Below are 11,945 nucleotides of genomic sequence, written 5' to 3' on the forward strand. Positions count from 1 at the left end.
GCAGCGCAGGCCGGCAGCAGCCTAGCGAGCCACGGCAGCCGCACCTGGCACCTGCAGGAAGACCGGGGGCAGCGGCACGTCGGAATCCGTCTGCGCCTCGAACTGCAGACTCATGCCCGGCGGCAGCGAAGGCAGCGGCACCGGCAACCGGGCGCCCTGCCGCGGCAGCACGTAGACCGACATCCGCTGGCGCAGCAGCTCCTTGCCATCCGCCTGGCGCACGGTGACTTGCGTGAACTGCAGATGCTCGCGCCCCAGGTTGTCGACGGCCAGCGTGGGCGCGGACGGAGGTGCGGACGTGGCAACCGGCGCGTCCAGGCGCCAGGTCGCCGAAGGCGTGCCGGCAGGCGTCGAAGGAGGCACGAAGATCGGCAGCACCAGCTGCAGCAGGGTCTGCAGTTCGGGGCCGGCCCCCGGCGCTTCGCCGCCGCCACCATCGGCCACGGGAAGCGCCTTGTCACGCGGCAGCTGTCTCAGGAAGATCCGGTAGCTGCGTTCGGCGTCGGCCAGCGCGCCCACCTGCAGGCCGAGGCGCACGATCTGCCGGCCATTGGGCGGAATCCGGAAGATGGCCGGATTGACCAGCACCTCGCGCGTCGGCGCATACAGGTCCTGCCCGTCCTTCTGCGACCAGCTCATGACCTCGGCCTGCATCGGGATCTCGCTCGCGCCGTCGTTGGTCACGGTCAGGGAGGCCACGGGCCGGCCGGGCTGCAGCACCACGCGCACCGGCGCGATCTGGATGCTGGCGGCGCCGGCATCGAAGGAGCCGGCCATCGCGGCTGCGAGCGCGATGGCCGCCGCACGCGACATGCCGATGCTGCCGGCGAGATGGCGCATGAGCCGATCGACGAGCACGATCCGCGAAGCTCAGTAGGTGAGCGTCAGGGTGATGGTGTCGGTGTAGTCCGTGGCGGGCGCCACTGCGTACTGGGCGGCCGGGATCTTGCCGTAGACCGTGTAGGTCACGGCCGATCCGGTGCCGGTGTAGTCGGTGCCGGTGGTGCTGTTGCTCCAGTTGGTCGCGTAGGTCGAGTCCTTGTAGAGGCCGTACGACAAGCTGTTGTAGCCGCTGGTCGCGGTGGCGCTGGTCATGGTGCGTGCCGTCACCGAGCCGCTGGTGCCTCCGCTCATGCCCAGCGAGTAGGTCGTGCCGTAGGTGCACTGCACGGTGAACGCGGTGCTGCCGGTGAGGGCCGTGCCCGGCGTGAAGCTGCCGAAGGCGAGCGTATCGGGCGTGGACATGGCGCAGGAGCTCAGCACCGTTGCCGTCACCTTGAAGGTCGTGGTCGCCGTCGTCGCCTGCGCGGACTGCAGCGGCAGCACTGCAAGCGCCACGACGGCCGTCATCGTGGCGATGGCGCCACCAAGTCTCGGGATATTCATGCTTCGCCCTCGGAACAGTAGATGTTGGAAAGAACCGCCGGACGGGTGTCCGGCCCTGGATCGCAAGCCGAATGTGGTCTTTGGTATGACTGGCCAGCGACGGGCGAAGTAAACCTAAAGAGTTAGGAAACAATTAGCAGCGTGTGAGGAAAAAGTCTCGGAAGTAACCGAAGCCTGCGAACGGGCAAAGAAAAAGCGCCCCGCGGGCGCTCCTTGCTGCTTTCTGCTTCTTCGCCGGGCGCCTGCCCTCAGCGGTAGATCCACCGGAACATCGGCCCCACGATAAGCAGCACCGCCACCAGCCGGCAGACCTGGAAGGCCGTGACCACCGGCACGCCCAGCTGCAGCACCTTGGCCGTGATCGACATCTCCGCAATGCCGCCCGGCGAGGTGCCCAGGATCATCGTGGCCGGATGCAGCCCGGTCGCCCAGGCCAGCAGCAAGGCCACGGCGGCGCACAGCAGCAGCATGCCGAAGGTGCCCAGCACCACCGAGCCCAGCCAGCGCGGCGCCGTGTGCAGGAACTCGCGGCTGAAGCGCACGCCCAGGCTCACCGCGATCACCAGCTGCGCCGTGTTCGACATCCAGGTGGGCACGGCCGACAGCGACTGGCCCGCCATCGTGAAGCCCATCGCCACCAGCAGCGGCCCGATGAACCACGGATTGGTGCGCTTCAACGCGCGCATCGCCAGGCCGCCGATGCCGGTCGCCGCCGCCAGCAGCGCGAGGCCGCCGGGGTTCACTTCGCGCACGCCGGGCGGGTTGATCTCGAGCCCGTGCAGCCCGCTCCACTGCATCGCGAAGGGGATCGTCACCGTCACCACCACCAGCCGCAGGCTGTGCGCCGCGGCCACCAGGTCGGTGCGCGCGCCGGCCGACTCGGCCATCAGGGTCATTTCCGAGGCACCGCCGATGGCACCCGAGAAGTAAGTCGTGGCTCTCATCGACTTCGCCGGCACCTGCGGCATGCGCGACGCGTGCATGGAATGCAGCCAGCGGCCGAAGCCCACGCCCAGCAGCAGCGCCCAGGCAATGGCCAGCACGATCGCCCACCACACGCTGGCCACGAGCCCCACCACGTGCGGCGTGAAGTACAGCCCGAGCGCCGTGCCGATGGTCCATTGCCCCGCGTTGCGCAGCGGCGTGTAGCTCGCGGTGGGCGCGCCGGCGATGGAGGCCAGCGACACCGCGAGCAGCGGGCCGATCATCCAGGGCAGCGGCGTGTGCAGGGCCAGGCACGCGCCCGCGGCAGCGAGCGCCAGCAACAGCGTGGCCAGCACGCGAACGGGATAACGGGAAGACACGGACCGGAGGAAGGGACGACAGGGAAAAGCGGCGGCGGACGGCACCGCGTGCGCGCGCCGAGGGCATAGTATGGCGCGATGCCTCTTCCTTACTGGCCCGCCCGGGCTTCACGCTTCCTGCTGCCGCCCCTGTTCGCCGCCACCGCGTTCACGACGGGCTGCACGGCGCTTTCCTTTTCTTCTTCCGGCGCCGCCGACGCGCCCGATGCCCCCATCGCCCGCCGCGTCGCGGCGCTGCAGCCGGTGGACGCCCTGCTGCTCGGCGAGCAGCACGACGCCCCCGAGCACCACGTCATCGAGCGCGAGGCGGTCGAGGCGCTGGCCGAGCGCGGACATCTCGCCGCGCTGGCGCTGGAGATGGCCGAGGAAGGCCGCAGCACCGCGCAGCTCGCCCGCACCGCCACCGAGGCGCAGGTGCAGGCCGCCCTCGACTGGAGCGACAAGGCCTGGCCCTGGGCCAGCTACGGCCCCGCCGTGATGGCCGCCGTGCGCGCGGGCGTGCCCGTGGTCGGCGCCAACCTGCCGCGCGCCCGAATGAAGGACGCCATGGCCGACGTCTCGCTCGACGTGCAGCTCAACGGCGAGGCCTACGCCGCGCAGCAGGACGCCGTGCGCGAGGGCCACTGCAGGATGCTTCCCGAGTCGCAGATCGTTCCCATGACGCGCATCCAGGTCGGCCGCGACCGCGCAATGGCGCAGGCCGTCGTCAAGGCGAGGAAGCCGGGCCAGACGGTGCTGCTGATCGCCGGTGCCGGCCACGTCGTGCGCGCGCTCGGCGTGCCGCAGCACCTGCCCGACGAGGTCAAGGTCGCCACCGTGCGGCTGCTGGCCGCGCCGGCCACTTCGGCGGCAGACCCCGCCACGGGCGACTACGACCGCATCTGGCGCACGCCGCCTTTGCCCGAGAAGGACTACTGCGCCGAATTCAAGCGACAGCAGCAGCAACAGACGAGGCCGCAGCCGAAGACCTGAGCGCGCGATCCACGAGAAAAAAGCCGCCGGCCCGAAGGCCCGCGGCTTTTCTTTCTTCAGGAGTCCGCAGACTCAGCGCGAGGTGATCGTCGACACCACCGAGTTGCCCGTCGCCGACGCCGTGATCTGGTTGCCCGTGGTGCGCAGCGTGCTGTTGCCCACCGGGCCCGAGACCGCGACGCCGAAGTTCACGCTCGTCACCGTGGCCGTCACCGCGCCGGTGTTGACCTGGTAGTTGCCGATGGCCGCGCTCGGCGCGCCGGTGTTCAGCGCCGTCTGCGTCACGCGGTTGGTCGCGCTGTTGCCGAAGGCCTGCGCGGCCAGCGTGTTGCCGGTGACGCCGGCCGTGCCGTTCGACACGCCCGCGCCGGTGCCGTTGAGCGCCACCTGGTAGCTCGTGCCCGTGCTGGTGGCCGACACCGCGCCCGCGTTGTTCTGGCTGTTGAGGATCGCCGCGCTGGCGCCCACGTTGAGCGCCAACGGCACGCCGACCAGGCTCGACGTACCCACCGTGGCCGCGCCGCCGTAGCTGCTGCCGGCGCCGGACTCGAGCACGTTGGTCGCCGCGTTGCCGCGCGCCAGCGCCGCCGTGGTGTTGCCGTCGAGCGAAACGCTGCTGCCGTTGAGCGGCACCGCGCTCGCCAGCGTGGCGTTGGCCACCGTGCTGGCAGTTGCCGTCACGCCCGCGGTGCTGCCCTGCACGTTGACGATGCCGGTGCTGGCACCCTGCGTCGCGCTGCTCGCCACCGTGGCGGTATTGGCCGCGCGGTTGGCCGTGGCCTCGGCGAAGGTGCTGTTGCCCGAGATCGTGAGCGCGCCGTTGATCAGCCCCGTGGTGGGCGCGGCGTTGTCGTCGTTGTGGATCGAGGTGGCGGCGGTGCTGCTCACCGTCGATGCGGCCGTCTGGCGGTTCGACAGCACGTGGTCGCCGGTGGCCGTCACGTTGTCGGCGCTGCCGGTCTCGCCGAGCGTGGCCGAGCCGGTGGCGCCCGCAGGCAGGGTGTTGGCCGCGCTCACGCTCAGCGTGTTCGAGGCGTCGTTCATCACGCCCAGCGCGGTGTTGCTGTTGCCCGAGAGCCGCACCGTCGAGCCCGTGGACCCGGCCGGCGCGAACAGCTCCTGCGTGGACGATGCCGTCACCGGCGCGGTGCCCGCCTGGCTCGACTGCAGCGCGGTGCGCGCACCCACGTTCGAGCCTGCCAGCGTCACGCTGTTGAGCGCCGTGTTGGCCACGGCCTTGGCGCTCTGGCTGTTGTTCGTCACGCCCAGCGTCGAGGCACTGACTGCGGACAGCGGCGCCGAATCGATGCCGATGCTGCCCGTCGCGGTGGCCGACACCGCGCCTGAGCCGACCTGCACGTTCGCCAGCGCATGGTCGGCCGACACCGCCACGGACGAAGCCGGCCCGCCCGTCGCGGTGGCCGACGCCGGCGCGCCGCCCGCGATGGCGCCGCTCTTCACGTCGATGCTGTTGGTGGCTGCGCTGCCGGTCGCGGCGGCGATGGTGCTGTTGCCGTCCAGCGTCGCGCTGCTGCCGACGAGCGCGGTGGGGCCGGTCAGCGTGAGCTTCGTCGCGTTGTTGGCGTTGGCGGTCACGGCCGCGCTGCTGTCCTGCGCGTTCAGCACCGCCGTCCTGGCCGACTGCGAGGCGCCGCCGGCCAGCGAGGCCGCGTTGGTCGCGCGGTTGGCAGACGCTTCCGAATAAGTCGTGTTGCCCGAGGCCGCGAAGCTGCTGTTGACCAGGCCCGAGTTGCCGGCCGCCAGGCGGTCCTCGTTGTAGATCGCGGTGTCGGCGGTGCTGGTGACGGAGGCGCCGGCCGACTGGCGGTTCACCAGCACCTGGTCGCCCGCGGCGATGGTGTTGCCGGGCAACGGGCCCTGCGCGATGAGCGCCGGCGCCGGCAGTGAGCCCGAGGTGCCGCCCGTGACGGCGAGCTTGTTGTCCACGTCGTTGATCACGCCCAGCGCCGTGTTGGCGTTGTTCGACAGCTTCACCGACGAGCCCGACACCGAGGCCGGTGCGAAGGCCTGCATGAAGGAGCGCGCCTCCACCGCCGCCGTGCTGCCCTGCCCCGACATCAGCGCGGCGCGGGCCGACACGTCGGTGGCCGCGAGCGCGATGGCGTTGCTGCCGGTGTTGGCCACGGCCTTCGCGCTCTGCGTGTTGTTGGAAGCGCTCAAGGTCGAGCCGGCGATCACCGCACCGGGCGCCGTGTCCACGCCGAAGGCGGCTGCCGTCTTGGAAGAGATGGTCGGGCTGGTCACGAGCTGGATGTTCGAGAGCGCATGGTCGGCCACCGCGCCTGCAATGCCGGCGATGCTGGTCGCGCCGCCGAGCGGCAGTCCGTTGCCCACCGCGATGGTGTTGCCCTTCACGTCGATGCGGTTGGCCGCGGCGTTGCCCGTGGCGGAACCGCCGGCGGAATTGCCGTCCACCGTCACCTGCGAGCCCTGGATGCTCGCGCCGCCCAGCACCACCTGCACGCCGTCCTTGTTGGTCAGCAGCGGGCCTTCCTGGCCGGTGAGCGAGCTCACCGCCGCGCTGGTGAGCTGCAGGTTCTGCACCGCGGTGGTGGTCGAGACGCCGACGGCATCGATGCCCACGCCGTTGGCGGCGCTGTTGCTGGTGGCGCCGGCCAGCGTGGCGTTGCCGGTGGCGGCGATCTTCGAGTTGCTGACCGCTCCGCCGACCACCACGTTCACCTCGGGCCCGCCGCTGCGCTGCGCCGACACCGAGCCCTGGCCCGATTGCGCGTTCTGCACGCTGAAGGCCGCGTTGGTGGCGAGCACGTTGCCTATCAGCGTCGCGCCCGACAGCGAGAAGCCGGAGGTGTCGATGTCGTTGCCCGTCACCTTCACCGTGTTGCCCGTGGCGCGGCTGCCGTAGGCCAGCGCCTCGGCCGTGTTGCCCGAGCTGGTGACCGAACCGTCGGCCAGCGTGCCCGTGACCGTGGTGCCGGCCACCACGCCACCGGCCGCGATGGCCGAAACGCCGGTGCCCGCGCCCGCCACCGCCTGCGTGTTGGTGACGTTGGCTACCGAGGCATTCGCGCCGCTCAGGTTGTTGATATCGAGCGTCACGCCACTGGCGGCGTCGTTGCCGTAGGCGGCGGCGACGAAGGCGTTGCCGCTGTTCGCGACGCTGGCGGCGGAGACGTTGCCCGCGACCGCGGCCGCGAAGGTGTTGGCGCCGGTGGCCGCGGAGTTGACGTTCGCCTGCACCGACTGGTCGTTCAGCACGCCGTAGGCGGCGCTCACCGTCGGCAGCGCGCCGGCCGAGTTGCTGAACGGCAGCCCGCCGAGCAGGTCGACCGTGACGCTCGATGCCGGCGTGATGCCCAGGCCGGGTGCGGCCGCGAGGTTGCCTGCGCTCACTCCCAGCGTGTTGGTGGCCGAGTTGCCGTAGGCGATGGCGCGCTGCAGATTGTCGGTGAGCGCGGCCGAGCCCCCGCTGAGGTTGCCGTTCACCAGGAGGCGCGCCTCGGGGTTCGACAGCCCCGCGCCGACGGCGGAATTGGCGTCGTTCATCTGCACGCTCGCGATGCCCGCGCCCGTGCCCACCGAGTTGCCCGAGAGCGTAAGCGTGTTGGTGGCGCCGCTGCCCAGCGCCACGGCTTCCTGCCGGTTGTCGTCCAGCACCAGCGTGCTGTTGGCGACCGGCGCGCCGCCGCCGTTGGCGACCAGCCAGATCTGCGAGCCGATGCTGGTGGCCGCGACGCCGCCGCCGTAGTTGCCCTGCAGGTTGGTGAGCGTTGCGGAGCCGCCGGCGGACACGCGCCCGTCGGAATTCGTGCCGCCCGTGAGCGTGGCGTTGCCCGTGCCCAGCGCCACCGTGCCGGCCTGCAGCGCGAGGCTCTGCGTGATCTGGTTGCCCTGCGCGGTGGCCGCCGAGGTGTTGTCGGAAACGCGGACCGTGCTGCCGGTGGTCTGGCCCGTGCCGGGCGACTCGCCCGTCTGCGCCGCGATGACCGAGGGGAGCAGCAAAGCGCTGACCGGCGCGTTGGAGTTGGCCTGCTGGTTCGACACCGCGGCGGTGCCGGTGAACGAGGCCGCGTTCTTGCCGGTGGCGATGGCGCTGGAGGCCGTGTTGCCCGTGACGGCCGCCGTGATGCTGTTGTCCGCGAGCGTGACCTGGCTGTTCTTGCTCGACTGCACGCCGGCCAGGATCTGCGCGCCCGTGGTCTGGGCGACAGTGGTCACGCCGAGGTTGCCCTGGCTGTTGACGATGGCCAGGTCGCTGTTGACGTTGCTGGTCACGCCCACGCCGTTGTGGATGCTGTTGTTGGCCGCGGTGGCGGCCGTGCCGGTGCCCGCGACGCTCACGTCGTCGATCAGGATGCGGTTGCCCGCAACGCCGGCCGTGGCGCCCAGCGCCTCGTTGCCCGTGGCCGCGCTGGAGATCGCGTTGCCCTGCACCGACAGCGAGCCCTGCAGCACGTTGGAGCCGCCCGCGGGCGCGCCGCTGACGATGCCCATGATTACCGAGCCGGTGTTGGTGGCCGAGCGCGTCGCGAGGATGCCGTTGCCGTTCGCCTGCAGGTTCGCGACCACCGCCGAGCCGGCGAAGGTCGGCGCGCCGCCCGACTGGATCTCGGCCGTGCTGTTGGCGCTGTTGGCCTTGAGCACGGCGGAGATCGAATTGCGTTCCAGCGATGCGGCCGTGGTCAGCGTGTTGCCCGCGTTCGCGGTCAGCATCAGGTCGACCATGTTGTTCAGCACCGCCGCGCTGGAGCCCGTGCCCGTGGCCGATTGCAGCGAGGTCACGACGATGTTGCCCTTGGCGTCGAAGAGCGGCGCGCCCGCCGGATAGGTCAGCACCGAGGTGCCCGCCTGCGCCGGCGCCGCAACCGCCGCGGCGCCCGAGACGATCGAGCTGCCGCTGTTGAGCGTGGCGGCGGCGGAGATGGTGTTGTCGGCGTTGACCACGCTGCCGGTCTGCAGCGTGCTCGATTCCGAGGCCAGCTTGCTGCCGGTGACGCTGCTGTTGATGACGCCGGTGTTGGTCGCGACGCCGAGAGTGGCCGCGTTGTTCACCGGCAGGCCGGGCGCGGCCTGGATGCCGTTGCCGAAGCTGTTGCCCGTGGCGGTCGCGCCGATCAGGTTGCCGCTGGTGCTGATCGCCACCGGGTTGGGGTTCGACGGCGTGCCGGTGGACGTGGTGCCCACGGTGGCGCCGGTGATGGCGGCGTTGACGTTCGCAGAGTTGGTGGTGCCCGCATTCACCGAGGGCGTGCCCGTGGCGGTGCCGTTGTAGGCGGCGTCGACCGAAGTCTCCGCGGCCTGCGCGCCGGAGGCCGCGGCGATCAGCGCCATCGCGACGGCGGTGCCGATGCTGCTGCGGCCGAACATGGGCGCGCGTGCGGCCCGGCTCTGGATCTTGCGTGCTTTCATGTCATGACTCCTCGGATGTTGGATGCGGTCTGGCTCGGAAAACGGATGGATGCGCGCTGCGCGGAACGCGCGAAGCGGTCAGTCGCCCTTGACGGCGCTGTCGGAAGAAGAAGCGGAAGTAGAGGAAGGCGAAGGCGCCGAGCCGCCGACCACCGGGCTGCCGATGCGCAGCTTGGCGATTTCCTGCAGGCCCGGGCCGTCGCGGTGGATCGACGTGTCGGCCGCGTCGGGCCGCCAGGTGATGCTGATGGCACCCGGTGCCACGCCGCGGTTGGCCAGCGCCGAAGTGACGGCCGCGATGCGCTGGTCGGTGAGCTCGTCGCGCTTGCGGGCGTCCCAGTTCTCGGTGTCGCGCGCCACCAGCACGATGTCGGTCGTGCCCTTCTTGGCGGCGCCGGCGATCTGGTCGATGAGCGCGAGCGAGCTGCCGCCCAGCGTGGTCGCACCGAAGTCGAAAGGCACCTGCGTCGCCGTGCCCGTGAGGCGCGCGCCACCGGCGCCACCCGCGTTGACGGCCACGCTGCCCTGCGCCACCGGCGAAGCGACGGCCGCGCCGCCTGCCGTCGCTACGCCCGGGTTGTCGACCTTGCGCAGTTCGGCCGCGGGCGTGAGCGGAATGGGCTCGCCGCCGCCCGGGCGCATCGTCATGCAGGGCCGGTAGTCCACCTGCGTGACGGCCGACATGAGACGGACGACGCCTTCCTCAAGCGCGGCGCGCACGCCCATCTGCACCGGCTCCTGGCCCTTGGCGCCGATGTCCACGTCGTAGAGCTTGCTGCCGAAGAAGCGGAACACGTTAAGCCCCACCTCGTAGCCGTTGAACTGCTTGGTGAGGCTCACGGTGCGCACCACCATCAGCGACTTGGTGTCGACGATGCGCAGGTCGATGCTCACCGACTGGCTGAAGGTGCGCGCCTTCACGCCCACCTGGTTCACGCCGAACTCGGCGCCGCCGGAGTTGATGTTGTAGTTGAGTTCGGTGATGCCGCCCACGATGAAGTAGTCGGACTTGTTGATGGTGCCGCCGAAGTACGGCAGCCACGGCACGTTCTGCCCGCCGTTGGGTCCGCCGAGCTGGTGCGTGCGGCCATCGCCCAGCTGGCGACGGTCGGCGTACGCGAGCTCGCGCTCGGCGATCACCGGGTCGAAGCGCTCGGCGATGCTCACCGCGCCGCCGAGCTTGCCGAGCGCCGAATACACCATCAGCGCGCCGCCCTGCGTGATGGCGTTGCCCTCGTTGATGCTGTACTTGCCCGTGTAGTCCTTCACGTCGCCCACGCCGATGATGACGGGCGGGCGCCGCGTGGCCGCGATGTGGTCGGCGTAGCAGGCGAGCACCGCCTCCATCGGCGTGACGTTGTCGCGCACCGAGGGGCCGAGCACCACGGGTGCCTCGTTCGGCGCGAAGCGCTGCTGCGGCGCGGAGACGCACCCCGCCAGCGCCAGCGTGGCGACAGCGGCTGCGAGAACGAATGTGCGGCGAATGCGATGCTGCATGACGCGCTCCCGCTCAGTTGAGCACGCCGAAGGCGCACGCCGAGCTGCCGCCCACGCTCGCGGTCTGCGCGCCGGTGTTGCCCTGCGTCGAGTTCAGCGCCTGGTTGGCCGCGCCCTGCACCTGCGAGCTGGTACCGCCGACGATGCCCGATGCGACCGCGCCCGAGTTGGCCTGCGAGGTGCCCACCGTCGCGTCGCCGAGCGTGCCCACGGCCGTGCGGCTGTCGTTGCCCGATGCGTTGGAAGTGGAGCCTGCCGTGCTCGGCGAATTCGCGACCGTGCTGTTGTTGCCGTCGTTGCCCGTCGAGGTGGCCGAGACGTTGCAGTTGTACTGGCGGCCGATGTTGTTGGTCGTGTTGTAGACCGGTGCAGAGTAGTAGCCGCTCTTCTGCTTGCGGATCATGTCCTGGATCGCGGCCTGGTTGACCTTGTCGGTGCTGGTCTGGAACTGCCATGCGGCGTTCTCGCCGGCGTTGTTGGCGAACGCGGCCAGCGGCGCGCACACCACGGCCAAAAGAAATACGCGTTGCATGACGTCCCCTCTCCGCAAGACGCACCCGAAGGATTCCCGAGTGCTACGTTTCGCGGAGGGATGCTAGGGACGGGACGAGATGGCCGGTATCCCGGGAACCGGTAGGCGGCATCCCGTGAACCGGTAGAAATAAAAAAGGGAAAAAAGGACGCGCGACCGGCCCAGGTTCAGAACGCGAGCTGCATCGTCTGTTGCATCGCTGTTGCGGTTGCGAGCGCCTGTTCGCGAGCAACATCGGCATCGGGCAGCGCGCCTTCGTGCCGCAGCAGATGCCGCTTGCGGAAGACGCCACCCGCATAGCCCTTGAGCTCTCCGTTCCTGCCGATCACGCGATGGCACGGCACGACGATGCTGACCGGATTCGATCCGTTGGCCGCGCCGATGTCGATGGCCGCGCGCGGATCGTCGAAGCCCAGCTGTTTGGCAAGCTCGCCATAGCTGGTGGTGCGCCCCGCCGGAATGCGGCGCAGCGCGGCCCATACCTTGCGCTGCAATGCATCGCCCAGCGTCGCGACGGGCAGCGCATCGATGGCGGAGAGGTCGCCGTCGAAGTAGCGGCGCAGGGCATCGGCCACCGCTTGCGGTGCAGCGATGCCTTCGGCCAGTTCGATCCCGTCCTCGTGCAGCTGGCGCAGAAGACGATGCAGGCGGGCGCGATGGTCTGCGAAGTCCAGCGCATGGATCGCGCCGGCGTGGTCGGTGACGAGAAGAAGCTCGCCCAGCGGCGAATCGAGACGGCTCAGTTGCAGCTTCAGCATGATCGTGTCCTCGAAAAGGAGAAGGCGGCGGGGGCCGCGAACAACTTCATGTTGCGCGTTCCCCGCCGCCTTCACTCGCCGTATCCGGACATCGATGTGCGACGC

Annotated in this window: 8 protein-coding genes; 1 reads left to right on the plus strand and 7 read right to left on the minus strand. The window is 70.4% G+C overall.

The window, feature by feature from the left end; genetic code table 11:
• Positions 1-21 precede the first annotated feature (21 nt).
• From ABL840_RS35190 to ABL840_RS35200, 3 genes are all read right to left on the minus strand, one after another.
• A complete protein-coding gene (locus tag ABL840_RS35190; RefSeq protein WP_093306982.1) occupies positions 22-840 on the minus strand; it encodes a fimbria/pilus periplasmic chaperone in 819 nt (272 codons plus the stop codon).
• A 30-nt stretch (positions 841-870) separates the two neighbouring features.
• Positions 871-1,386, minus strand: a complete 516-nt coding sequence (locus tag ABL840_RS35195) for a spore coat U domain-containing protein (RefSeq protein ID WP_093206465.1) — start codon at positions 1,384-1,386, stop codon at positions 871-873.
• 248 nt (positions 1,387-1,634) lie between these two features.
• Positions 1,635-2,690, minus strand: a complete 1,056-nt coding sequence (locus ABL840_RS35200) for an AbrB family transcriptional regulator (RefSeq protein WP_093306981.1) — start codon at positions 2,688-2,690, stop codon at positions 1,635-1,637.
• Between the two features lie 78 nt (positions 2,691-2,768).
• On the opposite strand from ABL840_RS35200, the gene ABL840_RS35205 reads away from it, so the two are divergent.
• Positions 2,769-3,662, plus strand: a complete 894-nt coding sequence (locus ABL840_RS35205) for a ChaN family lipoprotein (protein ID WP_093306980.1) — start codon at positions 2,769-2,771, stop codon at positions 3,660-3,662.
• Between the two features lie 72 nt (positions 3,663-3,734).
• Here ABL840_RS35205 and ABL840_RS35210 read toward each other — a convergent pair whose 3' ends face one another.
• From ABL840_RS35210 to ABL840_RS35225, 4 genes are all read right to left on the minus strand, one after another.
• The gene (locus ABL840_RS35210; protein ID WP_093306979.1) at positions 3,735-9,053 is read right to left on the minus strand and encodes a beta strand repeat-containing protein; all 5,319 of its coding nucleotides are present in this window, start codon (positions 9,051-9,053) and stop codon (positions 3,735-3,737) included.
• Positions 9,054-9,131: 78 nt separating this feature from the next.
• Positions 9,132-10,550 (minus strand): CsgG/HfaB family protein, encoded by a 1,419-nt coding sequence (locus ABL840_RS35215; protein WP_093306978.1) that lies wholly within the window; start codon positions 10,548-10,550, stop codon positions 9,132-9,134.
• A 13-nt stretch (positions 10,551-10,563) separates the two neighbouring features.
• Positions 10,564-11,082, minus strand: a complete 519-nt coding sequence (locus ABL840_RS35220; RefSeq protein WP_093306977.1) for a hypothetical protein — start codon at positions 11,080-11,082, stop codon at positions 10,564-10,566.
• Positions 11,083-11,249: 167 nt separating this feature from the next.
• Positions 11,250-11,915 carry a methylated-DNA--[protein]-cysteine S-methyltransferase gene (locus ABL840_RS35225; RefSeq protein ID WP_418116109.1) on the minus strand — a complete coding sequence of 222 codons (666 nt, stop codon included), beginning with the start codon at positions 11,913-11,915 and terminating at the stop codon, positions 11,250-11,252.
• Positions 11,916-11,945 lie beyond the last annotated feature (30 nt).

It is taken from the genome of Variovorax sp. NFACC27, from assembly GCF_048301545.1.
Lineage (GTDB): Bacteria > Pseudomonadota > Gammaproteobacteria > Burkholderiales > Burkholderiaceae_C > Variovorax > Variovorax gossypii.

Excerpts from the sequence above, each read along its gene's own strand:
- ABL840_RS35190 (WP_093306982.1), bottom strand. The coding sequence starts at position 840 with ATGCGCCATCTCGCCGGCAGCATCGGCATGTCGCGTGCGGCGGCCATC.
- ABL840_RS35195 (WP_093206465.1), bottom strand. The coding sequence starts at position 1,386 with ATGAATATCCCGAGACTTGGTGGCGCCATCGCCACGATGACGGCCGTC.
- ABL840_RS35205 (WP_093306980.1), top strand. The coding sequence starts at position 2,769 with ATGCCTCTTCCTTACTGGCCCGCCCGGGCTTCACGCTTCCTGCTGCCG.
- ABL840_RS35210 (WP_093306979.1), bottom strand. The coding sequence starts at position 9,053 with ATGAAAGCACGCAAGATCCAGAGCCGGGCCGCACGCGCGCCCATGTTC.
- ABL840_RS35215 (WP_093306978.1), bottom strand. The coding sequence starts at position 10,550 with ATGCAGCATCGCATTCGCCGCACATTCGTTCTCGCAGCCGCTGTCGCC.
- ABL840_RS35220 (WP_093306977.1), bottom strand. The coding sequence starts at position 11,082 with ATGCAACGCGTATTTCTTTTGGCCGTGGTGTGCGCGCCGCTGGCCGCG.